Origin of the sequence: Mycolicibacterium elephantis DSM 44368 (genome assembly GCF_004014805.1) — a bacterium.
Classification (GTDB): Bacteria; Actinomycetota; Actinomycetes; order Mycobacteriales; family Mycobacteriaceae; genus Mycobacterium; species Mycobacterium elephantis.
The window spans coordinates 38,762-62,228 of record NZ_ATDN01000034.1 but is presented as its reverse complement, the minus strand read 5'-3'; the positions used below and the strand labels follow the sequence as shown (position 1 = coordinate 62,228).

The following is a 23,467-nucleotide window of genomic DNA, read 5'->3' as shown; positions in this document are numbered from 1 at the left end:
GATCCCCTAATTCGCGCTGGGGTTCGGCCATTCAAAGGCCGGACCGAGGGTGAGCGGACGGGTCTGCGGCGCTTCCTTCAGCAATCCGCCGACCAGGAGCCGATGTAGTTGCTTGGCAATTTTGGAGGTTTCGTCGGGCTGCTGCACGAAACTGGCGAAGAACCCCATGCCCCAGAACATGGCCGACAGCATGTCGGCGACCGCATTCGTGTCGGCGCCGCCGGGGATCTCCCCTCGCCGGACCCCGTCCTCGACCATCCACCGGTAGAACCCGGCCACCGCATCGGCGATGGGCGAGGCGCCGTCGCGCAGCGTGGGGCTGCGGTGCAGTTCCAGCCGCGACGCGATGACGAACCGCATGATCGACCCGTCGGACGCATCGCGCCTGCGGGCCGCGCTGACGAACGCCGTCAGCTGTTTCAGCAGGCCCCGCTCACGCTTGGCGACGTCGATGCAGCCGACGATGACGCCGTGTGCTTCGCTGATCAGCTCGTCGTAGATCTGCTCTTTGGTGTCGAAGTAGTAGTGCATCGTGGGGCGGCTGAACCCGGCGCGTTCAGCGATGGCCTGGAAGGTCGCCGCTTCGTAGCCGCGTTCGTTGATCACGTGGCGTGCCGCACGCAGGATGCTCGCGCGCGTCTCGGCAGAATCGGTACCGGTCGGTCGTCCACGTCTACGTCCGCCTGCTGCCGGCCGGCTCCGACAATCCACGAGCAAACGTTATGGCATTGCTGGACCAAGGTCAACAGCAACGACCATTCGAACGGGTTACAGGTTAGCTGGATCACCGGTCAGTGCGGGCGCCCGTCGATCGACGCGGGCGCGCCTCACCGCGTCGACGCTGAACACCCCCAGCGCCGCCCAGATGAGCCCGAATCCGAGCCAGCGCATCGGTGGCATCGGTTCGGCTCCGATGACGACGCCCCAGGCCATCTGCAGTGCCGGGTTCAGATAGAACAGCAATCCGAGCGTCACCAATGGCAGGCGTTGCGCGGCGGCGGCGAAGAGCAGCAACGGGATTGCCGTCACCGGCCCGGCCAGCAACAGCAGCATCGCGTGGCCGGCTCCGTGGTTGACGAAGTGCGCCTGGCCGGCGATCTGCAACCAGACCAGATAGCCGACCGCCACCGGCAGCCCCCACAGCGTTTCGACCGTCACGCTCACCCGCGGGTCGGCGTCGACCACCTTCTTGATCAACCCGTACAGACCGAACGACACGGCCAGCACCAGCGCGATGTACGGCGGCTCGCCGACCTCCGCGGTCAAGATGCCCACCGCGACGATCGCCAGGGCCAGCGCGAGGAGCTGCCAGGCGCCCAGCCGCTCACGAAAGATCACCATGCCCAACGCCACGCTGATCAGCGGGTTGATGAAGTACCCGAGCGCGGCGTCCACGACGTGTCCGTTGGTGACGGCCCAGATGTAGGTGCCCCAGTTGATTCCGATGAACGCCGCAGCCGCCAGCAGCTGCAGCCAGGTGCGTGCGCTGAGCCGGCGCAGGTCACCGAGTCGGCGGGCGACGGCGAGGACCACCAACAGGAACACCGCGCTCCACACGAAGCGGTGCGCCAGCACCTCGGTGGCGGTGGCAGGCAGCAGCAGCAGGAAGAACCCCGGGCACAGACCCCACCACACGTAAGCCCCGACCCCGAACAGCAGCCCGGACCGGCGGGGCTGGGTCACAGTTCGTGATTGCGCAGCACGTCGAGGGCGTGCTGCAGATCGGCGGGGTACGGGCTGGTGATCTCGACACGCCGGCCGTCGGCGGGATGCGCGAACGCCAACGACCGGGCGTGCAGCCACTGCCGCGTCAGGTCAAGCCGTTTCGCCAGGGTGGGGTCGGCGCCGTAGGTCAGGTCGCCGACGCAGGGGTGGTGCAGGGCCGCGAAGTGCACGCGGATCTGGTGGGTGCGCCCGGTTTCCAGCTCGATGTCGAGCAGGCTGGCGGCCTGGTGCGCCTCGAGGGTGTCGTAGTGGGTGATGCTGTGCCTGCCGTGCTCGGTGACGGCGAACTTCCAGTCGTGCCCGCGGTGACGACCGATCGGCGCGTCGATGGTGCCGCTGGACGGGTCGGGATGTCCCTGCACCAGTGCGTGATAGCGCTTTTCGACGGTGCGCTGCTTGAACGCCCGCTTCAGCGCGGTGTAGGCGCGTTCGGACAGCGCCACCACCATGACCCCCGACGTGCCGACGTCGAGGCGGTGCACGATGCCCTGACGCTCGTGGATGCCCGAGGTGCTGATGCGAAACCCCGCCGCGGCCAGCCCGCCGAGCACCGTCGGCCCGGTCCACCCGACGGTGGCGTGGGCGGCAACGCCGGGTGGCTTGTCGACAGCGACGATGTCGGCGTCCGAGTACAGGATCGACATGCCTTCGATCTCGACGGGCGTGTTCTCAACCGGCGCAGGCGGTTCCGGTAGCCGCACCTCCAGCCAGGCGCCGGCGGTCAACCTGTCGGACTTGCCGACCGGCGCGCCGTCGATGTTGATCCCGCCCTCCTCGGCCAGTGCGGCGACCGCCGTGCGCGACAGCCCGAGCAGCCGCGCCAGACCGGCGTCCACACGCATTCCCGCCAGCCCGTCGGGGACCGGCATCGAGCGGTCGGCCATCAGCCGCCTTCGTCGCCCGCGCGACGACGGCCGACGGTGTCGAAGTCGAATCCGAACAGCGACAGCACCACCAGCAGGATGGCCCCACCCACCACCGACGGGTCGGCCACGTTGAACACCGGCCACCACCCGATGGACAGGAAGTCGACCACATGACCGTGCAACGGCCCCGGCGAGCGGAAGAACCGGTCGACCAGGTTGCCCATCGCACCGCCGAGGATCATTCCGAGCCCGACCGCCCACCACGGTGACACCAGCCGCCGGCCCATCCAGATGATGCCGATCACCACACCGGTCGCGATCAAGGTGAGCACCCAGGTGTATCCGGTGGCCATCGAGAAGGCCGCCCCCGAATTTCGCACCAGGGTCCAGGTGACGGTATCGCCGATGATCGAGACCGGCTGACCGGGTGTCAGCAGCTTGACCGCAAGCACCTTGGTGACGATGTCGGTCGCCAACACCACCGCGGCGACGGTGAGCAGCAATCGCAGCCGTCGTTTCGGTGCAGGCAGCGCCGCCTCGCCGTCCGGCGTCACGGCACCATCACCCTCGTCGGTCATCGGCACAGCCTCCATCTCGCCGCCGGTGCGGCTGCGGGCCGACCCCGAGGTTTCATCAGTCACTCCCCCATCATTCCAAAGTTTCGATGAGGAAGAATTCGGCCCATGGCCCGCGTCGTCGTCGTCACCACCGGCGGCACCATCGCCACCAGTACCGGCGACGACGGCATCATGCGTCCGACGCGCACCGGGGCCCAGCTGACCTCGGGTCTCGACGTCGAGGTCGTCGATCTGATGTCCGTCGACAGCTCCGAGTTGACCCCCGCCGACTGGGACCGGATCCGCGCCGCCCTGCCCGGCGATGCCGCCGGTGTGGTGATCACCCATGGCACCGACACCATGGAGGAGACGGCGCTGTGGTTGGAGCTCACCTACGACGGCGCCGTGCCGGTGGTCCTCACCGGCGCTCAGCGCAGCGCTGACGCGCCCGATGCCGACGGACCGGCCAATCTTCGCGACGCGCTGACGGTGGCGGGCAGCCCGGCGGCGTCCGGCATGGGTGTGGCGGTGAGCTTCGCGGGCACCGTCTGGCAGCCGCTGGGGTTGCAGAAGGTGGCCACCGGCGGGCGGCAGTGTTTCGAGGGCCGGGCGATCGGGGCCGTGGCCGACGGAGCTCTCACCCTGCACACCCCGAAAGAGCGCCCGTTTCTCGGCGCTCTGTCGGCCGCGGCCGCGCCGAGGGTCGACATCGTCGCCACATATCCCGGCGCGGATGCGGTCGCGCTGGACGCATGTGTGGCCGCAGGAGCCCGGGGAATCGTGCTCGAGGCGCTGGGCGCCGGCAACGCCGGACCGGCGGTGATCGACGGGGTCCGACGGCACATCGGTGCGGGCGTCGCGGTGGCGGTGTCCACCCGGGTCCCGGGTGGGCGGGTCACCGCGAGCTACGGGCCCGGCGCGGAACTGGTCGCTGCGGGCGCCGTTGTGGTGCCGCGGTTGCGGGCTCCGCAGGCCAGGGTGCTGCTGATGGCGGCGCTGGCCGCCGAATACCCCGTCCCCGATGCCTTCGCCCGCTGGGGCTGATAGAGAGGAACGGTGACTGTTCGTTACGTCGCCGTCGGGCTCCTCGGCCTGGCCCTGACCGGGGCTCCGGTCGCGGCGGCCCAGCCGGGTCCCGACGACGACATCCGCGACTACCCCGTCGCACAAGGCCGGTACAGCACGCCCGACGACTTCTATCACGTCTTCTTCAAGACACCCGACGGCCGCTCCTGCGGCATCGGACCGAACGGCGGTCCGGTCGGCTGCGATGCCGTGCCGGACGGTGCGCCGCCGGGCACCAACCAGACGGTCGTCAACAGCTGGGCGCCCGCGGAGTACCGCCACTCCGACAGCCGAACGTTCACCAGGGACGTGGACGTCCTGCCCGTGGGGTACCGGCTGGAGAACTGGGGTGCGACCTGCGCGGTCGAAGACCCGGGTGTGGTGCGCTGCGAGACGTACAACTCGCACGGGTTTCGTCTGGCCGCCGACTACGGCGAGCTCTGGTAGCGGCTGAGCTCCTCGAGGTAGTCCGCCCAGTCCAGGCTGTCGACCGGGTTGGCGCGGGCGATGTCGGCGCAGTCGTCGGGAAACGTGCGCGCCACGCCGGGCCCGCTGCTTCGGGTCTCGAAGCGCACGGTCATCACCCCGTGTCCGGCGCCCTGGATCCAGCCGTGCCCGTGCTCGGTGTGGGTCACGTCGTCGCCGACGCGCCAGGCCGGCGGGGTCGCGGCGGCGTCGGTCAGCGTCGGCGGCAACTCGGTGTCCGACACCTCTTCGGCGACCAGGTCCAGGTCCGGGAACAGCGATTCCTGACGCACTTCCGAAAGACCCGAAAACCCAACGCCGACAAGGCGAATCGGCCCGATCTCGACAGGGTCGAGGAGCAACCGCCGTGCCGTGGCGATCAGGGTGGCCGCGTCGACGGTGGCGTACGGCAGGGTGGCGGAGCGGGTGAGGATGCTCATGTCGGACTTCCGCAGCTTGACGGTGACGGTGCGGGCCCCGCGGCCGTCCTTCTCCAACCGGGTGTGCGCGTGTTCGCCGATCGTGGCGACCGCCTCGCGCAACTGATCGAGGCTGATCAGGTCGGTGGGAAAAGTGGACTCGGCGCTGATCTGCTTGGCGGGCGCGTTCTCGGCGACGGGCCGCTCGTCGATGCCCTGGGCGAGGCGGTGCAGCGCGGGCCCGACGGTGGCGCCGAGGATGTTGGCGGCTTCGGCGTCGCTCAGCGCGGCGAATGCCCCGATGGTCTCGATGCCGAGCCGGTGCAGCTTCTCCTCGGCGACCGGCCCGATGCCCCACAGCCGACGCACCGGCAACCCGTTGAGCAGCGCCCGTTCCTCGGCGCGGCGCACGACCCGGATGCCGTTCGGCTTGGCGAGGTCGGAGGCGATCTTGGCGACCTGCTTACCCGATCCGGCGCCGACGGAGGCGACCAGCCCGGTCTCGTCGAGCACCCTGGCCTTCAGCGCCCTGCAGAACTCCTCGACCTCGTCGCCGGAGGCCCCTGCGAGCTCGGCGGGCTCGCCGAACGCCTCGTCGAACGAAAGCTGTTCCAGCACAGGGACCATCGTGCGGACGGTGTCGAAGACCCGGCGGCTGGCGACCCCGTACACCACGCCGCGCGGCGGCAACACCACGGCGGAGACGCCGACCAGCCGGCGCGCCTGGTGCATGGGCATCGCTGATCGCGCGCCGAACACCCGCGACTCATAGCTTGCGCCCGCGACGACGCCCCGGCCGCCCAGCCCGCCCACCAGGACCGGCCGCCCGCGCAGCGTAGGGCGGGTCAGCTGCTCGACCGACGCGAAGAACGCGTCCATGTCGAGGTGCAGCACCCAGCGACCCTCCACATCTGAGGATGCTATTGCGCCGTGACATCCTGTCGGGGTGGCTAGGGATGAGGTGGCGATCACCGACGGCACCATCCGGCTCGGCCAGTTCCTCAAGCTCGCCGGGCTGATCGAGTCAGGCGCCGACGCCAAAGGTGTGGTCGCGAACGGTTTGGTCACCGTCAACGGTGAGGTCGAGCGCCGACGCGGCAGGAAACTGCAGGTCGGCGACGAGGTGTCGATCGCCGGGCGCACCGCGGTGGTCACCAGCTAGGTCTCGCGCATCTCCCGAACGTGCTCGTGTGTTCGAGATTCTCCGAAATTTTCGAGCACACGCGCACGTTCGGCGAGTGCTCACGACTTGGTCACACGCACCATCTTCACCGGGTAGCCGTTACCGATCGTTCCTGTAACGGTGTCGCCGTCCACGCGCAGTGCGCCACGCTGCATATCGAGTCTCAGTTCCCCTCCGGACTCCAATTGGAAGTCCAAGGCCAGGATTTCATTGGCGATCAGTTCACGGAACTCATCGCGCCATCCAGCCGGCAACTCCGGGACCTGCAACCGGACGCGTACGCGATCTCCAATGTCGAATCCGGCGCGCCGGCGGGCCTCCTGGAGTTCGCGGATCATGTCACGGGCCCACCCCTCGGCTTCCAGCTCCGGCGTCACCGTCGCGTCCAGCACCACCAACCCGGACCCGTCGGGCAGCGCCGCGGTGTGGTCCGGATCGGCGGCCACCAGCCGCGAGCTGTACTCCTCGGGTCGCAGCACCGCCGGACCCGCGGTCAGCGTGCCGTCGGGGTTCGCGACGGCCTGCCCTGCCTTCACCGCCTTGATCGCGGCCTGCACGTCCCTGCCGAGCCGCGGCCCGGCCACCTTCGCGTTGACCGTGAGCTCGAAACGGCCGTAGGCCGCGATGTCGTCGGTGAGCTCCACCGCCTTGACGTTCAGCTCGTCGGCGATGAGATCGGTGAAGGGTTGCAGCCGTTGCGGGTTGTCCACCGCCACCGTCAGTTTCGGCAGCGGCAGCCGCACCCTCAGCTTCTTGGCCTTCCGCAGCGACGAGCCCGCGGAGGCCACCTCGCGAACCTGGTCCATCGCAGCCACCAGCTCGGGGTCGGCGGGCAGCAGATCCGTTTCCGGCCAGTCGGTCAGGTGCACCGACCGTTCGGCGGTCACGCCGCGCCAGATCATCTCGGTGGTCAACGGCAGCAGCGGTGCGGCCAGCCGGGCGGTGACCTCCAGCACGGTGTGCAGTGTGTCGATCGCGTCGGGATCCTCGTCCCAGAACCGCGACCGTGACCGACGGACATACCAGTTCGTCAACGCGTCGGTGAACTGGCGCAGCTGGTTGCACGCGCCGGAGATGTCGCAGACGTCCAGGGCCTCGGTGAGGTCGTCGCGCAGCGCGGCGAGCTTGGCCAGGATGTAGCGGTCCAGCACGTGTGTCGAGTCGGTCCGCCACGTGCCCCGCTTCGGCGCGTACAGGCACAGGAACGTGTAGGCGTTCCACAGCGGCAGCTGCACCTGGCGCACGCCCTCGCGGATGCCCTGCTCGGTGACGATGAGGTTGCCGCCGCGCAGGATCGGCGAGGCCATCAGGAACCAGCGCATCGCGTCGGAACCGTCGCGGTCGAACACCTCGGTGACGTCCGGGTAGTTGCGCAGCGACTTGCTCATCTTCTGCCCGTCGCTGCCCAACACGATGCCGTGTGCCACACAGGTTTTGAACGCCGGCTTGTCGAACAACGCCGTGGCCAGCACGTGCAGCGTGTAGAACCAGCCGCGGGTCTGGCCGATGTACTCGACGATGAAGTCGCCGGGGAAATGCGCCTCCTGGGTGACGGTTGCTCCGCCTTCTCCCGCCTGCCTCCCCAAGAACCAGTCGCGGTTCTCGAACGGATAGTGCACCTGCGCGAACGGCATCGAGCCGGAGTCGAACCACACGTCGAGGACATCGGGGATGCGCCGCATCGTGGCACGGCCGGTCGGGTCGTCGGGGTTGGGCCGGGTCAACTCGTCGATGTAGGGCCGGTGCAGGTTGTCCGGGCGCACCCCGAAGTCGCGCTCCAGCTCGTCGAGGGTGCCGTAGACGTCGATGCGCGGATACGCCGGATCGTCGGACTTCCACACCGGAATCGGTGTGCCCCAGTAGCGGTTTCGCGAGATCGACCAGTCCCTGGCGCCGGCCAGCCACTTGCCGAACTGCCCGTCCTTGACGTGTTCGGGATACCACGTGATCTGCTGGTTCAGCTCGACCATGCGGTCGCGGAACTCGGTGACCTTGATGAACCAGGACGACACCGCCCGGTAGATCAACGGGTTTCGGCATCGCCAGCAGTGCGGGTAGGAGTGGTCGTAGGTCTCATGGCGCAGCAGCACGGCGCCGTTGACCGCTGCGGGCCCTGCCTGGTTCTTCAGGTCGCGGATGATCTGCGGGTTGGCGTCGAAGACGTGTTGGCCGGCGTAATCGGGCACGGTCTCGTCGAAGCGGCCTTTGGCGTCGACCGGCGTGACGGCGACGATGCCCGCGGCCTGAGCGGTGGCCATGTCGTCCTCGCCGTAGGCCGGTGACATGTGGACGATGCCGGTGCCGTCCTCGGTGCTGACGAACTCGGCGGGCAGCACTTGAAATGCGTTGTGCGCCTCGTCGTCGTCGACGAAGTACGCAAACGGTGGCAGGTAGTGCGCGCCGAGCAGGTCGCGGCCCGCGATGGTGTCCAGCACCTCGGGCTCCTCGCCGAGTTCGCGCGCGTACGCCGCGAGCCGCGCCTGGGCCAGCACGTACCGTCTGCCGTCGGGCCCCTGGACGTGGACATAGGTGACGTCCGGGTTGACGGCGACGGCCTGGTTGGACGGCAGCGTCCACGGCGTGGTGGTCCAGATCAGCAGGTAGGCCCCTTCGAACGGGCCGTCGGTGACCTTCAAGCCGACGGTGATCGCAGGGTCCTGCCTGCTCTGGTAGACGTCGTCGTCCATGCGCAGCTCATGGCTGGACAACGGGGTCTCGTCGTTCCAGCAGTACGGCAGCACCCGGTTGCCCTCGTAGGCAAGACCCTTGTCCCAGAGCTGTTTGAACGCCCAGATCACCGACTCCATGAAGCCGAGATCCAGCGTCTTGTAGTCGTTGTCGAAGTCCACCCAGCGGGCCTGGCGGGTGACGTACGCACGCCATTCGTCGGTGTACTTGAGCACCGACGCCCGGCAGGCCTCGTTGAACTTCTCGATGCCCATCTCTTCGATCTGGGCCTTGTCGGTGATGCCGAGCTGGCGCTGCACCTCGAGTTCGGCGGGCAGGCCGTGGGTGTCCCAGCCGAACCGGCGCTCGACCTTGTAGCCCCGCATCGTGCGGTACCGCGGCACGATGTCCTTGACGTACCCGGTGAGCAGGTGCCCGTAGTGCGGCAGGCCGTTGGCGAACGGCGGGCCGTCGTAGAACACGTATTCCGGCGCATCGGCACGTCGGGCGATGCTCGCCCGGAACGTGTCGTCACGCTCCCAGTGATCGAGGACGTCGATTTCGAGCGCCGGGAAGTCCGGCGCTCCGCTGCTCGGCTTCGGATAGGCGGTCACGGTGATGCGTTGTCTCCTGTGCCACAAGATCCAGGCACGGGGACGACGTCGCGCGGTACGCGAGCGCCGCGGTACCACCCCGCTTGCGCACTCGATGTGCGCCGCTCACTTCGGGCGATGACGGGCCCACCCGTTCGGTTCTACTGGGCTGGTTCAGCTGTTCTTCCGAAGACTCCCCGGTGATGGCCGGATCGACGCCGATGGCCCGATTCTAATCGTCAGAACGGCGGCAGCGCGTCCGAGGTCATCTCGTAGAGGGCCAGCGGGAACTGCTCGCTGAGTTCGGTGATCGTATGCGGGGCGAACCGGCTGGTGTCATACCACCAGTCGATGTGGACGTCGCCGTCGGCGCGGTACACCCGCACCTCGAGCATGTGGCCCAGCGCCGACGGCGTCTCCTGGACCGATTCGGCACCGTCGCCCACCGCACCGATGTGGTTGAAGTACACCTCCGAGGGCGCCGACGAGACGCTTTCGGAGCCGGCCGCCAGTGCGCGGTGCACGCCGGCGAGAACTTCGGTGGAGGTCGCATGCCGCGCTGTGACGCAGGCCAGCGGCACCGCATCCAGCAGTGGCCCTCGTCCGCTTGCGAGGTCGACCGCGACCACGCCTTCGCCGAGGGTGCGGGCGATCGTGCGGGTCAACGCGCCCAACAGGATCTCGTCCGAGGGCAGGTCCAGCCACTCGGTGGCGCCGTCCAACTCCGCCGTCAGCTCGCTGCTGGGGGGTGTGGAGACCTTCGCCATGGCGGCGGGGCGGGCGGGATCGGCGATGTCCGGCGGATCGTAGTCCGCGATGCTGATCATTGCCAGAGCAAAATCTCCGAGCGTGTGCCGAACCTGTGCCGTCGGCCTGTCCAGGGAGGGAGCAACCATGGGCATCAAGATAGCCCACATGTCCCAAATTTGGGAGAGACCTCCCAAAACTGTGACGGCAGTGTCAATTAAGGCAACCATTTCCAGTTTGCGGGTGGCACTGCCCAATGCCGAGAGATTGGTCTAAGGTATGGGGGTGCCCAGGACGGATGAGAACGGCAGACAGCTGAAGGCCCTGCTCGACTATCTCCTCGACGGAGAGGTCGAAGCAAAGGAGATCTACGACGCGCTTGGCACCTCCAGCAGCACGTACTACCGGCGTATCAAGGAATCCGACTATCCAGACGCCGAAGAGCTGCGAAGAGTCGCCGATAGGTTCGGCCTCAGCTATCCGGATTTGCAGATCAGGTTCGGCTTGATGAGCCGGCAGGAGGTCTGGAATTACGTCGAGTCCCCCGCATTCACCGTCACCGCTGTCCGGGAAGCGAAAGCAACCAGTAAATCGCGCCCGCCCAAACTGTCAGAACTCAAGCCGCGGAGTGACGCGCCCCCGCTGTAGCCCTATACTTTGCTGAGTACACTGCGGCCCAAAGGCGACTCGAATGGCTCTGGCAACTCTCATCGTGATTACGCTTTGCTGTATCGCGTGGAGCCTGTGGATTCGACGCCTCACGTGGTCGTCGCGTTGGGAGTTTGCGGCAACCCTCAATATCGCTTTGCAGGGCGGGGCTGTCCTGCTGATGTCGCCCTGGGCCTCCGAGACCGTCGGCGTCGTGCTGCACACCCTCACGGGCAAATACAACCTCGAGGACTACATCGGTCACGACCTCTACATCGTGGCCGCCTCGGCCGTGGTGTACAACACCCTCGGTAGGCTCCAGGACGATCACGACCTGCAGCGATCGTTCAAGCAGTTCGTCGAGATGCCCGCGACGTTGTGCATCCCGCTGCTGCTGGTCACCTTCACGCTCGGCAACGGCGCCAAGATCTATGCCGCCGACCTCTTCACGGTGCCGACCGACTTCTGGCTCAACATGTACTGGCTGCTGCTGTGCGCCACCCTGATCTACTTGCTGGGCTACGGTGCGCGGGCGCTGCTGGTGCTGCGTCGGGACCCGCGGTCCCGCAAGGTTGCCAACATTTACCTCGTCGCGTCCGCCTCGGGCGTGGCCGCCTGTCTGGCCCGCCTTGCCACGGCTTTCATTCCTCAGTTGCAGGCGTGGGACAACGGTTCAGTGCTGGTGTGGGTGTTCGCCTGTGGCTGCGGCGCCGGGTTCGCGATCACCTCGGCCGAATCGTGGCGCAACAAGACCAAGTGGTTCACCAGCGCCAGCCACTGACGGGCTAGCCCGCGACGGGCTTGGGCACCGGGTAGTACGGCGCACCGAACGACGGCACCGTCTCGTAGCCGCGCCTGCGCGCGCGGGCGGCGTCGCGCCGAATCAGTGCCCCCAGCCCCGCGAACGTGATCTGGTCGAAGAGCATTCTGGTGAGCAGCCGGTTGTGCACGAAGCCGAACGACAGTCCGGTCGACGGGTCGGCCCAGCCCACCGAGCCGGCCAGCCCGGCGTGCCCGAAGCCCGGCAGGAACCCGGGCGGGAACGGCACCGAGTGATAGCCCAGGTGAAAACTCAACGGCACGAAGATGTTCCGGTCCGGCCACAACACCGGCTTCCCGGTCAGGCCCGCGACACGCTCCTGGGAGAGGAACTGGGTGCCGTCGATGCGGCCGCCGTTGGCGATCGCGCCGTACATCTTCGCCAGGCCCCGCGCGGTGGCCACCCCGTTGGCGGCAGGGATCTCGGCGTCCAGGAACGGTGTGTCGCCCTGCACGACGGCTTTCATGCCCGGGAAGTACATCGAGCCGAACATGCCGGAGATGCCCAGCGCCGCCACCCGGGGGGCGACGAAGTTGAAGATCGGATTGGCCATCGTGCCCTGCGGCGCCAGAATCTGCGCGGCGCGGGTGGGTGACTCCACCGGCGGCCGGCCCAGGTGCAGCCCGTCGGTGTTGAGCGGCTCGGCGAGCTCTTCGCGGATCAGATCGCGCATGCCCTTGCCGGTGACCGCGCGTCCCAGCCCGGACATCAGCCAGCCGTAGGTCAGCGCGTGGTAGGCCTGATGGCCGTACAGCAGCCGGCTCACCGGTGCGGCGGCGACGCGCTCCTCCATCGCCTGGTGGTCGAGCAGCTCGGCCTTGGTGCAGCCGTTGAGGTGTGACAGCCCCGCGCGGTGCTGCATCACCTCGCGCACCGTGATGGCCGCCTTGCCCTTCGCGCCGAACTCCGGCCAGTACGCGGCGACCGGCCGGTCATAGTCGATCAGGCCGCGATCGGCCAGCCGGTGGATGACGGTCGAGGCCATGCCTTTGGTGACGGAGAAGACCATGGCGCCGGTGTCGGCCGTCCAGTACTCGGTGCCGCGGCGGTCGGAGTACCCGGTCCACACGTCGACGACGGGCTCGCCGTGCAGGTAGACCGACAGGGCGCCGCCGCCGAACCTGCGGCCGGGGAACAGCTGCGAGAAGGCGCGCAGGCTGCACGCGAAGTTGGAGTCCGCAGCGCCCTGGATACCGTGCGGGAGCGCGGCGCTGCGCTCCCGATTATTGACGTACGCCACAATGCTTTGAATTTACCTGGTGCCCCGGCAAATAAACCAGGCGTTACCCATTTGTTAGGTCAGCGCAGTTCAGCGGCGTCGAGAAGCCGTTGCGCAGCAAGCGCGGGCGTGAGCTCGCCGGCCTTGACTTGGCGCTCGACCTCACTGCGGATTTCCTTTACTGCCGGATGTGACAGCACACGGTCCAGCACGGCGTCGCGGACCATCGACCACGTCCAGTTCACCTGCTGTGCCCGCCGGCGGGCCTCGAACTCCCCCGCCTCGGTGAGCACCTGACGGTGTTTGAGCACGGTGTCCCACAACTCGGCGAGGCCGACGCCTTCCAGCGCGCTCATGGTCAGCACCGGTGGTCGCCAGACCGTCTCGCGCGGATAGATCAGCCGGATCGCCTGGCCGAGCTCACGGGCGGCGGACCTGGCCTCCACGGCGTGCTCGCCGTCGGCCTTGTTCACCACGACGATGTCGGCGAGTTCGAGCACCCCTTTCTTGATGCCCTGCAACTGATCTCCGGTGCGCGCCAGGGTCAGGAACACGAACGTGTCCACCATGTCGGCGACCGTCACCTCGGACTGCCCGACGCCGACCGTCTCGACGAGGATCACGTCGAAGCCGGCGGCCTCCAGCAGCACGATGGTCTCCCGGGTCGCCTTGGCGACCCCGCCGAGCGTGCCCGACGTGGGCGACGGGCGGACGTAGGCGTCGGGGTGCACCGCCAGCCGGGCCATCCGGGTCTTGTCGCCCAGGATCGATCCGCCGGTGCGGGTGGACGACGGGTCGACGGCCAGCACCGCGACACGGTGGCCCTGCTCGATGAGGTACATGCCCAGCGCCTCGATCGTGGTGGACTTGCCGACGCCGGGCACCCCGGTGATGCCGACGCGGATCGCGTTCCCGGCCTTCGGTGTCAGCTCGAGCAGCAGCTGCTGAGCCTGTTCACGGTGATCGGGCCGGGTGGATTCGACCAGGGTGATCGCCTTCGCCAGCGCAGCGCGATCCCCCTTGACGATGCCCGCCGCAAGCTCGGTGGCGACCATTTAGCTCAGCTGGTATCCCAACCGCTCGGCCAGCTTGTTCAGCAGGCCGATCGCGGCGTCGGCGATCACGGTGCCCGGCGGGAAGATCGCCGTCGCACCCGCGGCGTAGAGCTCCTCGAAGTCGCCGGGCGGGATCACGCCGCCGACCACGATCATGATGTCGGGCCGGCCGACCTCGGCCAGCGCCTCACGCAGCGCGGGGACCAGCGTGAGGTGGCCGGCGGCCAGCGACGACACCCCGATCACGTGGACGTCGTTGTCGGCGGCCTGGCGCGCCACCTCGTCCGGGGTGGAGAACAGCGAGCCGACGTCGACGTCAAAGCCGATGTCCGCGAACGCCGTTGCGATGACCTTCTGTCCGCGGTCGTGGCCGTCCTGACCCATCTTGGCCACCAGGATGCGCGGCCGGCGCCCGTCGAGCTCGGCGAACTTCTGGACCAACTCGCTAGCGCTTGAGATGTTGCTGACCTTTCCGACTTCGTCGCGGTAGACCCCGGCGATGGTACGGATTTCGGCCTGATGGCGCCCCCAAACCCGCTCCAGCGCGTCCGAGATCTCGCCGACGGTTGCCTTCGCGCGGGCGGCGTTGACCGCCAGCTCGAGCAGGTTGCCGCCCGACTTCGAGTCATCCGATTCCGCGGCACGGCTCAGTGCCTCCAGCGCGGCGTCGACCTCACGCTGATCGCGGTCGGCCTTCAGCTGCGCCAGCTTGGCGAGCTGTTCGGCGCGCACCCTGCTGTTGTCGACCTTGAGCACCTCGATCTCGTGGTCCTCGTCGACCTGGTACTTGTTGACGCCGATCACCGGCTGGGCACCGGAGTCGATGCGCGCCTGGGTGCGTGCGGCCGCCTCCTCGATGCGCAGCTTGGGGATGCCGTCGCTGATCGCCTGTGCCATGCCGCCATGCTCGTCGACCTCGCGGATGTGCTCGCGGACCTTCTCCACCAGCGCCTGGGTCAGCGCCTCGACGTAGTAGGAGCCGCCCCACGGGTCGATCGGCCGGGTGGTCCCGGATTCCTGGGCCAACAGCAGCTGCGTGTTACGGGCGATGCGGGCCGAGAAGTCCGTCGGCAACGCCAGCGCCTCGTCGAGCGCGTTGGTGTGCAGCGACTGGGTGTGGCCCTGGGTGGCCGCCATCGCCTCGATGCAGGTGCGTGCGACGTTGTTGAACGGGTCCTGAGCGGTCAACGACCACCCGGAGGTCTGCGAATGTGTGCGCAGTGAAAGGGATTTCGGATTCTTCGGTTCGAACCGGGCGACCAGCTCGCTCCACAGCATCCGCCCGGCGCGCAGCTTGGCGACCTCCATGAAGAAGTTCATGCCGATGCCCCAGAAGAACGACAGCCGCGGCGCGAACTTGTCGATGTCCAGACCGGCGTCCAGGCCTGCCTTGATGTACTCCACGCCGTCGGCCAGCGTGTAGGCCAGCTCCAAATCCGCTGTGGCACCGGCTTCTTGGATATGGTAGCCGGAGATCGAGATCGAGTTGAACTTCGGCATCCTGGCGCTGGTGTAGGCGAAGATGTCGGAGATGATCCGCATCGACGCCTTGGGCGGGTAGATGTAGGTGTTGCGGACCATGAACTCTTTGAGGATGTCGTTCTGGATGGTCCCCGCCAGCTTCTCCGGCGACACCCCCTGCTCCTCGGCGGCCACCACGTACAGCGCCAGGATCGGCAGCACGGCGCCGTTCATGGTCATCGACACCGAGACCGCCGACAGGTCGATGCCGTCGAACAGCTGGCGCATGTCCAGGATGGAATCGATTGCCACGCCGGCCATTCCGACGTCGCCCTGAACCCGTGGATGGTCGCTGTCGTAACCGCGGTGGGTGGCCAGGTCGAACGCCACCGACAGGCCCTTCTGGCCGGCCGCCAGGTTGCGGCGGTAGAACGCGTTGGATTCCGCGGCGGTGGAGAACCCGGCGTACTGGCGGATGGTCCACGGCTGGTTGACGTACATGGTCGGGTACGGCCCGCGGATGTAGGGCGGCTCGCCCGGGAAGGTGTCCAGCGGGTATCCGGCTGCCACGGCCGCGTCGCGGTCGGCGCCGACGTAGACCGGCTTGACGCCGATGCCCTCGGGGGTCTCCCAGGTCAGTTGCTCCCCGGTGTACCCGTGGGCCGCGGCCGCCGCCTCGATGTGCGATGCCACGTCGGCGGGCGTCGGCGGAGCGGGGCTCCGTTCGGGGCGCAACGGCACGTCGGCGAAGCTGGCGATGTCTGTCGCGGCCGCCCCGGCGACATCGTTGACGGTCATCTCAGGCCCCCAATCTGGTGAGCAGGTCCGACAGCACGCTGACCGCGTCGATCTTCGCCGTCAGGTAGCCGTCCGGTTTCGAATCCGCCTCGGCCACCGCCTTTTCCGGCCCGGCGAGCAGCACGTGCGAGACGCCGGCTCGGCGGGCGGCGTCGACGGCCGCGGAGGCTTCGGTCGCGTACCGCGCGTCGGTGCCGCAGATCACCGCGACGGTGGCCGACTGTGCCTCGTCGGTGTCGGTCACCGCTTCGATGCCGCCGGACGCCAGCAGGTTGGTCGCGAACGTGGTTCGGGTGTTGTGCTCGGCCAGCGGGCCCAGCGGCAGCAGTTGCACCCGCGGCCTGGCGCCGGTCTTCTCCAGGAACGCGTCCGAGCGGTCCCGCAGCGCCTCGAACCCGGCCGCGTAGCGGGCCACCCCCGGCAGCGACTCCCCTAGCGGCAGCGGAGGTTCGGCCAGGTTCGGATATTCGTTGACCCCGGTGATCGCGGTGCGGCGATGCGCGATGTCCGTGGCGCGCTGCACTGCCACCTCGGTGATCTGCTCGACGACGTAACTCTGCGCGGTCTGGAACCCGCCGCGCGACTCGATGTCCTGGAACTGCTTCCAGGCCTGTTCGGCCAGCTGGTCGGTGAGGTCTTCGACGTACCAGGAGCCGCCCGCCGGGTCGAGCACCCGGCCGACATGGGACTCCTCGATGAGCAGCAGCTGGGTGTTTCTCGCGATGCGGCGGGCGAAACTGGCTGAGGTGCCGGGGAATCCGCCGACGATCGCGACGTCGAACGGATACACCTGCACGGTGTCGGCGCCGCCGACGCCCGCGGCGAAGGCCGCCAGCGTGGTGCGCAGCATGTTCACCCACGGATCGCGCTTGGTCATCATCGGCAGCGACGTCACCGCGTGCAACGTCGCCGCCCCGGCACGGGCCGCATTGCCGGCGCCGACCACCTCGGCCACCCGCGCCCACAGTTGCCGCGCCGCGCGCATTTTCGCGATCGTCATGAATTGGTCGTCGTCGGCGGCCAGCCGGAAGCTGATCTGCCGCACGGCGTCGGCACCGGTGACACCGCCCTCGGCGAGCAGCCGCAGATACGTCACCGCGGCCGCGACGCTGCCCGCCAGTTCCCACGAGGCGTTGGCGCCGATGTTGTGGAAGGCCGGGCCGTCCACCGTGATGGCGCGCACGTGCCCGTCGTGGCCGGTGATCTCAGCCGCCATCTTCACGACGTCGGTGACGGCGGCAGCGGGACGACCGCTCACCGCAGCGGTCAACGGATCGGCGCCCAGGTCCAGCGACAGCCGCGAACGCTGGTCGTCGTCGAAATCGGCCACCAGCTCGAGCACCGCGTCGGCGGCCGCGACGTAATCGCGTCCCGCGTCGAGCACCACCGGCACCAGGTCGAGGAACACGCCGTCCAGCAGCCGGTCCAGCTCGGCCGCGGGCACACCGCCGGGCTCGCCGATCTTGAGCACCAGGCTGCTGACCCCTTCGGTCAGCGCGAGCAGCAGCGCACCGTTCTGCTGCCCGGCCGCGGCGGATCCGTTGGCCGGAAACGCCTCGGCCACCTTCCATCCCGCCTTGACGTCGCGCAGCGCATCCCCGCCGCGCGCGTAGGGCCACTGGCCGGGCAGCGGATGCTCGGCGATCGCGTCGAGGCTGGTGTAGAGGGGCCGGATCGGGAAGCCTTCATAGGTCGGCGAGTCCAGCAGCCGCTCCGGCTCGGCCGGCAGATCGGCGGGATCCCGTCGGGTGGTCTTTGCCAGCACCCCGGCCACAGAAGAGCGCCAACGCTGGAGATCGGCTTCGATCGCAGTGGATTTCTGCACGCCATCAGGCTAAATGATCGCCCTTCGACCGTTGTCCGCCGGGCAGCCGACTCGCGCCGGCGCTGACCGGGAGGGCGCCCGGGGTTCCGTACTCTTGGTAGGCGTGAACACCGTCGTCAGAACCCTGCGCGCGGTCCGCGCGGCCGTGATCGCCACGGCGGCCGGCCTGCCCAGGCGGCGCGTGGTCACGATCGGCACCGTGATTGTGATTCTCGTCGCATTCGCGCTGTTCGTGCCGCTGCCGACGGCGGTGCAGCTGCGCGACTGGGCCACCTCGGTCGGGCCGTGGTTCCCGCTCGCGTTTCTCGGCGCCCACATCGTCGTGACCGTCTTCCCGTTTCCGCGCACGGCGTTCACGCTGGCTGCGGGCCTGCTCTTCGGTCCTGCGCTCGGAATCCCGCTGGCGGTGGCCGCGGCCACGGTCAGCGCGGTGATCGCATTGCTCGTGGTTCGCGCCGTGGGGTGGCAGCTCAACAGCTTGGTGCGGCACCCCCGCGTCGACTCATTGGACGCGCGCCTGCGGCAACGGGGTTGGCCCACCGTGATCTCGATGCGGTTGATTCCCGCCGTGCCGTTCTCGGTGCTGAACTACGCCGCGGGCGCTTCCGCTGTGCGCACCCTGCCATACACGCTGGCGACCTTGGTGGGGCTGCTTCCCGGGACGGCGGCCGTCGTGATCCTCGGCGACGCGCTGACCGGCAACGTCGACCCCCTGTTGGTGCTGGTGTCGGCGTGCACCGCCAGCGTGGGCATCGCGGGCCTGGTCTATGAGGTGCGCGCCCACCGCCGTCACCACCGGGGCCTCACCGAATCGGTTCCGCCCCCTGCGCTTTCGGTGCCCTACCGGGCGTGTGAGCCTCCGCCGTCACGGGGCGACGGGGTCGATGCCGGAGTCGACGGCGGGGTCGGTGCGCCGGGCTGCACCGTCGGCGACTGACCCAGCTGCGGCGTGGAATATCCCGGCTGCTGCACCGGGGTACGGGCTTCTGCCTCGGCCCTGGCCACCGCCTGCGCGATCGCCGGATCGGTCTCGGTGGAGAACCAATCGGCCACCTCGTCGGAATCGTCCTCGGGCTTGGGCAGATCGTCCTCGACCGGCGACGGGGTGTACCGGTAGACGCCGTCCTCGCCTGGCGCACCGAGCAGCTTGGTGAAGCCCTGCAGCGCGGCGCCGAAATCGCTTGGCACCAACCACACCTTGTTGGCCTCCCCCTTGGCCATCTGCGGCAGTGTCTGCAGGTACTGGTAGGCCAGCAGCTCAGGTGTCGGACGGCCGGCCTTGATCGCGGCGAATGTCTTCTCGATCGCCTTGGCCTGGCCCTGGGCCTGCAGGTACTGGGCGGCCCGTTCACCTTGGGCCCGCAACATGCGCGACTGGCGGTCGGCCTCCGCCGCCAGGATGGCGGCCTGCTTGGCGCCCTCGGCGGCCAGGATCTGCGCCTGCTTCTGGCCCTCGGCCTGTTTGATCGCCGACTCCCGCTGGCCCTCGGCGGTGAGGATCATCGCGCGCTTCTCCCTGTCGGCGCGCATCTGTTTTTCCATCGAGTCCTGAATCGAGGGTGGCGGGTCGATGGCGCGCAACTCCACCCGCGCCACCCGCAGCCCCCACCGGCCGGTGGCCTCGTCGAGCACGCCGCGCAGCGCGGTGTTGATCTGGTCGCGCGACGTCAGGGTCTGCTCCAGGGTCATGCCGCCGACCAGGTTGCGCAGCGTCGTCGTGGTGAGCTGCTCGACGCCGACGATGTAGTTACTGATCTGGTACACCGCCGCCTGCGGGTTGGTGACCTGGAAATACACCACCGTGTCGATCGCGACCGTGAGGTTGTCCTCGGTGATCACCGGCTGCGGGGGAAACGAGACCACCCGCTCGCGCAGGTCGACCCGGGCCCGGATCCGGTCGACGAACGGCACCAGCAGCGTCAGTTGGCCGCTGACCGTGCGGCTGTAGCGGCCCAGCCGCTCGATGACCGCGGCCTCGGCCTGAGGGATCAGCGCGATCGACTTGGCGACGACGATGGCGGCGAACACCACCAGTACGGCCAAGAGGATCAGACCGGCGATGGCACCGTCCATGGTGGTTCCTTCCGTTGTGCCTCTAGTCGAGCCTGTGGACGACGGCGGTGGCGCCGTCGATGTGCACCACGGTCACGTGGTCGCCCTCCTCGTACACATCGTTTTCGTTCAGCGGGCGCGCGGTCCAGACCTCACCTTCGAGCTTGATCCGCCCCTCGTGGCGCGCCACCCGGTCGAGCACCAGCGCGCTCTTGCCCTCCAGCGCCTTGACCGGTTCGGGCAGGCCGCGGCCGGATAGGAAATGCCTGCGCAGCGCGGGGCGCACCAGCACCAGCAGCAGCACCGACACGACGGCGAACACCGCGCCGTGCACCCACAGCTCGTCGAAGATGAGGCTCGAGCCCGCCGCCGCCAGTGCACCACCGCCCAGCATGAGCAAGAACATGTCGCCGGTCAGCGCCTCGGCTCCCGCGAGGGCCAGCGCGGCGACAAGCCAGATCAGGGCGGCAGGCATGGCTTCAGCCTAGCGCGCGACCGTGCTGCGCAACCGGTAACAACTACACTGCGAGCATCATGTGGTGCCCCAGTGTCTCGTTGTCGATGTGGGCCAACGCCTGGCTCGCAGGCGCGGCCGCCCCGGACGACGTCCTCGACGCGCTATCTCAGTGGGCACCACAGCATTCCGTGACCGCCTACGACTCGGTCGCCGCCGGCCGCACGGGCCTGCCGTGGCCGGATCTGGTTGACGCGGGCGCCGTCTCGCTGCTTCAGACGCTGCGCACCGCGGCCGGCGCGCCGGCGAATCCCCCGATGTCGCTTGTGCTGCCGGTCCCCGGTGACGTCAGGGGCCTGCCCGCCGGGACACAGTTCCAGCGCGACGCGGTGGCGGCCGGCGAGGCGATCGTCATCACGAACGGCTCCGCCGAGGCGATCGGCCTGGTACCCGATTTCGAGTACCCCGACCTCGAAACCGACACCGACGACGACGCCGATCCATGCGGGCTGTCCTGGACTGCCTACTCCATCCCGGCCGTCGCGCCGGTGGCATCGCCGGACCTCGGTGAGGCCGAGTACGAGTTGCGGTCCGCGGTGCGTTCAGCCGCCGAGGCATTGGCGACGCTCCGCGCGGGCGCCGCCGACCTGGACGTCGACGATCCCCGCGGCCTCGTGACGCAGGTGCTGGAATCCGAGCGCCGACACCGCATTCCCGGCCACGCCCCCTCACGGGCGTTACGAGTGCTCGAGAACGCGGCGCAGGTCGATGCCATCGTCTCCGTGAGCGCTGAGTTGATTCCCATTGGCCTGCACAGCTCCTCGGAGTTGCGGCTGGCCTCCGATGTGCTGCGACCCCTTTCGGCCGTGGTGCGCTCGGCGCGGTTGGCTGCGGTCACCACGATCCTGCACTCGGCCTGGGGTTGACCCCGCGAGCAGACGCGAAAACCCCTGAAAACCCGTCGAAAAGGGGGTTTTCACGTCTTCTCGCGCTACGAGGTGCGCTACGAGGTGCGCTATGAGGCGCGGCGCTATCCGCAGTTCGGTGTGCACAGCGCGCCGTCGACGGAGAAACCCTGCAGCGGCGGCGGATTCGGTGTCTGAACGCGGATGGGCGCCCGCCCGGTGCGCAGCTCGTCGAACAGGTCGGCGGCCACCAGGGCGAGGTCGGCGTTGGGTGTGGCGGTCCGCGCGAATGCCATACCCGCGTCGTCGGCCTGCGCCTTGAGTTCGTGGTCGAGATCCCACACCACCTCGATGTGGTCCGCGACGAAGCCGATCGGGCACACGATCACCGCCGTGGCGCCACCGTCGGCGAGCGCCCGGAGGTGGTCGGCCACATCGGGTTCCAGCCAGGGCACCTGGGGCGGCCCCGAGCGTGACTGCCAGACCTGGTCGTAGTCGTCGTATCCCGCCGCGGCGGCCACCAGCCGGGTGGCATGGGCCACTTGGCGTTCGTAAAGTTCGGGGCCGCAACGGGATCGGGCGGACAGCGGAATGGAGTGCGCGGTGAAAACCAGCCGCGCGTCGTCGGGCACGCTCCGCGCGGCCTCGGCGACCGCGTCGGCGAACATCTGCACGAACGTCGGATGGTCGAAGAACTGGCGGATTTTGACCAGTTGCGGGGCGCGGTCGCCGGCGGCCGCGCGTGCCCGGGCGATGTCCTCGACGTACTGCGTGCAGCTGGAGTAGCCACCCCACGCGGAGGTGGCGAACACCGCGGCGCGCGTGACGCCGTCCTCGGCCATCGCGGTGACGGTGTCTTCGACGTAGGGCTGCCAGTTGCGGTTGCCGAAGTAGACCGGCACGTCGACGAGCGTGCGCAGCCGCTCGATCAGCGCGCGGTTGATCCCGTTGATCGGCGACACCCCGCCGAAGTGAAGGTAGTGCTCGGCGACGTCGGCAAGCCGTTCACGCGGGATGCCGCGACCGCGGGTGACGTTCTCCAAGAACGGCATCACGTCGGCCTCGCCCTCCGGCCCGCCGAAGGACAGCAGCAGAAGGGCGTCGAAGACCGGGTGAGCCATCTACAACAGCTGCGTGCTGGCGCCGCCGTCGGCGTAGATCACGGTGCCGGTGGTGGCGGGCAGCCAGTCCGAGAGCAGGGCGCACACCGTCTTGGCCACCGGCGTCGGATCCTTCATGTCCCAGCCGACGGGTGCGCGCTGGTCCCAGCCCTCCTCGAGCAGGCGCATCTGCTCGCCGGCCTCTTCACCCAGCGCTCCGCCCACGATGGCGCTCATCGCCAGCGTGCGGATCGGGCCTGCCGCAACCAGATTCGAACGCACACCGTGCGGCCCGACCTCACGCGCGACGAACCGGTTGACGGACTCCAGCGCGCTCTTGGCCACCGTCATCCAGTTGTACGCGGGCATCGCCCGGGTGGGGTCGAAGTCCATGCCGACGATGCTGCCGCCCCGGTTCATGATCGGCAGCGTCGCCTTGGCCAGCGAGGCGTAGGAGTACGCCGAGATGTGGATGCCCTTGGCGACGTCCTCGTAGGGCGCGTCGAAGAACGGGTTGATCCCCATGCCCGACTGCGGCATGAACCCGATCGAATGCACGACGCCGTCGAGCTTGTTGCCCTCGCCGATCACCTCGGTGATCTGGTCGGCCAGCGTGTCGAGGTGCTCGGAGTTCTGCACGTCGAGCTCCAACAGCGGCGCCTCCCTGGGCAGCCGGTCGGCAATCCGCCGGATGAGCTTCATCCGGTCGTATCCGGTCAGCACCAGCTCTGCGCCGGCTTCCTGCGCCACCCGCGCGATGTGGAACGCGATCGAGGAGTCGGTGATGATCCCCGTGACGAGGATGCGCTTGCCTTCGAGAATCGCTGCCATGTCTGTCCTTAT

The 23,467-nt window shown here is 68.6% G+C and carries 22 protein-coding genes; 7 read left to right on the top strand and 15 right to left on the bottom strand.

Translation table 11 applies throughout. The features are described from left to right. Window positions 1-6 precede the first annotated feature (6 nt). Genes MELE44368_RS19910 through lspA form a run of 4 tightly spaced genes read right to left on the bottom strand, consistent with a single transcriptional unit; the run spans window position 7 to window position 3,232 of the window. Window positions 7-711, bottom strand: a complete 705-nt coding sequence (locus MELE44368_RS19910; RefSeq protein WP_264030919.1) for a TetR/AcrR family transcriptional regulator — start codon at window positions 709-711, stop codon at window positions 7-9. A 57-nt stretch (window positions 712-768) separates the two neighbouring features. After that, complete coding sequence (gene rarD / locus MELE44368_RS19905) at window positions 769-1,683, bottom strand: EamA family transporter RarD (RefSeq protein ID WP_128110083.1); 915 nt, start codon at window positions 1,681-1,683, stop codon at window positions 769-771. Next, a complete protein-coding gene (locus MELE44368_RS19900) occupies window positions 1,680-2,609 on the bottom strand; it encodes an RluA family pseudouridine synthase (RefSeq protein WP_128110082.1) in 930 nt (309 codons plus the stop codon). The genes rarD and MELE44368_RS19900 overlap by 4 nt, the downstream gene beginning before the upstream one ends. Then, window positions 2,609-3,232 carry a signal peptidase II gene (gene lspA / locus MELE44368_RS19895; RefSeq protein ID WP_409366140.1) on the bottom strand — a complete coding sequence of 208 codons (624 nt, stop codon included), beginning with the start codon at window positions 3,230-3,232 and terminating at the stop codon, window positions 2,609-2,611. Before lspA ends, MELE44368_RS19900 begins: the two co-directional genes overlap by 1 nt. A 42-nt stretch (window positions 3,233-3,274) precedes the next feature. On the opposite strand from lspA, the gene MELE44368_RS19890 reads away from it, so the two are divergent. After that, on the top strand, window positions 3,275-4,192 hold the full coding sequence (locus MELE44368_RS19890) for an asparaginase (RefSeq protein ID WP_128110081.1): 918 nt from the start codon (window positions 3,275-3,277) through the stop codon (window positions 4,190-4,192). Window positions 4,193-4,204: 12 nt separating this feature from the next. Then, complete coding sequence (locus tag MELE44368_RS19885) at window positions 4,205-4,660, top strand: hypothetical protein (protein WP_128110080.1); 456 nt, start codon at window positions 4,205-4,207, stop codon at window positions 4,658-4,660. Here MELE44368_RS19885 and MELE44368_RS19880 read toward each other — a convergent pair. Continuing rightward, the gene (locus MELE44368_RS19880) at window positions 4,642-6,006 is read right to left on the bottom strand and encodes a DNA polymerase IV (protein WP_128110079.1); all 1,365 of its coding nucleotides are present in this window, start codon (window positions 6,004-6,006) and stop codon (window positions 4,642-4,644) included. The two genes, MELE44368_RS19885 and MELE44368_RS19880, sit on opposite strands and share 19 nt — an antisense overlap. 37 nt (window positions 6,007-6,043) lie before the next feature. On the opposite strand from MELE44368_RS19880, the gene MELE44368_RS19875 reads away from it, so the two are divergent. After that, window positions 6,044-6,259, top strand: coding sequence for an RNA-binding S4 domain-containing protein (locus MELE44368_RS19875; protein ID WP_128110078.1), 216 nt, complete (start codon window positions 6,044-6,046; stop codon window positions 6,257-6,259). Window positions 6,260-6,339: 80 nt separating this feature from the next. Here the strand turns inward: MELE44368_RS19875 and ileS are convergent, their stop codons facing one another. Both ileS and MELE44368_RS19865 read right to left on the bottom strand, forming a co-directional pair. Next, window positions 6,340-9,561 (bottom strand): isoleucine--tRNA ligase, encoded by a 3,222-nt coding sequence (gene ileS, locus MELE44368_RS19870; protein WP_128110077.1) that lies wholly within the window; start codon window positions 9,559-9,561, stop codon window positions 6,340-6,342. 218 nt (window positions 9,562-9,779) lie between these two features. Next, window positions 9,780-10,436 carry a hypothetical protein gene (locus MELE44368_RS19865; RefSeq protein WP_164890168.1) on the bottom strand — a complete coding sequence of 219 codons (657 nt, stop codon included), beginning with the start codon at window positions 10,434-10,436 and terminating at the stop codon, window positions 9,780-9,782. Between the two features lie 136 nt (window positions 10,437-10,572). On the opposite strand from MELE44368_RS19865, the gene MELE44368_RS19860 reads away from it, so the two are divergent. Next, window positions 10,573-10,935, top strand: a complete 363-nt coding sequence (locus tag MELE44368_RS19860; RefSeq protein WP_164890167.1) for an XRE family transcriptional regulator — start codon at window positions 10,573-10,575, stop codon at window positions 10,933-10,935. Between the two features lie 43 nt (window positions 10,936-10,978). After that, window positions 10,979-11,716 carry a hypothetical protein gene (locus MELE44368_RS19855; protein ID WP_128110075.1) on the top strand — a complete coding sequence of 246 codons (738 nt, stop codon included), beginning with the start codon at window positions 10,979-10,981 and terminating at the stop codon, window positions 11,714-11,716. Between the two features lie 4 nt (window positions 11,717-11,720). On the opposite strand, the gene lipL is transcribed toward MELE44368_RS19855, so the two are convergent. The 4 genes from lipL to mutA are packed head-to-tail and all read right to left on the bottom strand — an operon-like array spanning window position 11,721 to window position 18,113. Then, window positions 11,721-12,995 carry an esterase/beta-lactamase LipL gene (gene lipL, locus MELE44368_RS19850; RefSeq protein ID WP_128110074.1) on the bottom strand — a complete coding sequence of 425 codons (1,275 nt, stop codon included), beginning with the start codon at window positions 12,993-12,995 and terminating at the stop codon, window positions 11,721-11,723. Between the two features lie 59 nt (window positions 12,996-13,054). Further along, window positions 13,055-14,029, bottom strand: coding sequence for a methylmalonyl Co-A mutase-associated GTPase MeaB (gene meaB / locus MELE44368_RS19845; protein WP_128110073.1), 975 nt, complete (start codon window positions 14,027-14,029; stop codon window positions 13,055-13,057). After that, window positions 14,030-16,288 (bottom strand): methylmalonyl-CoA mutase, encoded by a 2,259-nt coding sequence (gene scpA, locus MELE44368_RS19840; protein ID WP_128110072.1) that lies wholly within the window; start codon window positions 16,286-16,288, stop codon window positions 14,030-14,032. 1 nt (window position 16,289) lies between these two features. Beyond that, complete coding sequence (mutA, locus tag MELE44368_RS19835; RefSeq protein WP_128110071.1) at window positions 16,290-18,113, bottom strand: methylmalonyl-CoA mutase small subunit; 1,824 nt, start codon at window positions 18,111-18,113, stop codon at window positions 16,290-16,292. 103 nt (window positions 18,114-18,216) lie between these two features. On the opposite strand from mutA, the gene MELE44368_RS19830 reads away from it, so the two are divergent. Continuing rightward, on the top strand, window positions 18,217-19,050 hold the full coding sequence (locus MELE44368_RS19830) for a TVP38/TMEM64 family protein (protein WP_128110070.1): 834 nt from the start codon (window positions 18,217-18,219) through the stop codon (window positions 19,048-19,050). On the opposite strand, the gene MELE44368_RS19825 is transcribed toward MELE44368_RS19830, so the two are convergent. Together MELE44368_RS19825 and MELE44368_RS19820 are read right to left on the bottom strand one after the other, a co-directional pair. Next, window positions 18,954-20,186 (bottom strand): SPFH domain-containing protein, encoded by a 1,233-nt coding sequence (locus MELE44368_RS19825; RefSeq protein ID WP_128110069.1) that lies wholly within the window; start codon window positions 20,184-20,186, stop codon window positions 18,954-18,956. The genes MELE44368_RS19830 and MELE44368_RS19825 overlap by 97 nt on opposite strands. Before the next feature lie 22 nt (window positions 20,187-20,208). Next, entirely contained in the window at window positions 20,209-20,640 is a 432-nt protein-coding gene (locus tag MELE44368_RS19820; RefSeq protein WP_128110068.1) for an NfeD family protein, read from the bottom strand. A gap of 59 nt (window positions 20,641-20,699) precedes the next feature. Here MELE44368_RS19820 and MELE44368_RS19815 point away from each other — a divergent pair, with 59 nt between their 5' ends. Next, on the top strand, window positions 20,700-21,545 hold the full coding sequence (locus tag MELE44368_RS19815) for an Rv1486c family protein (protein WP_128110067.1): 846 nt from the start codon (window positions 20,700-20,702) through the stop codon (window positions 21,543-21,545). A 104-nt stretch (window positions 21,546-21,649) separates the two neighbouring features. Here the strand turns inward: MELE44368_RS19815 and MELE44368_RS19810 are convergent, their stop codons facing one another. Together MELE44368_RS19810 and inhA are read right to left on the bottom strand one after the other, a co-directional pair. Then, window positions 21,650-22,645: a ferrochelatase gene (locus MELE44368_RS19810; protein ID WP_128110066.1), complete on the bottom strand. Its 996-nt coding sequence runs from the start codon at window positions 22,643-22,645 to the stop codon at window positions 21,650-21,652. Then, window positions 22,646-23,455: an NADH-dependent enoyl-ACP reductase InhA gene (gene inhA, locus MELE44368_RS19805; protein WP_128110065.1), complete on the bottom strand. Its 810-nt coding sequence runs from the start codon at window positions 23,453-23,455 to the stop codon at window positions 22,646-22,648. Window positions 23,456-23,467: the final 12 nt, after the last annotated feature.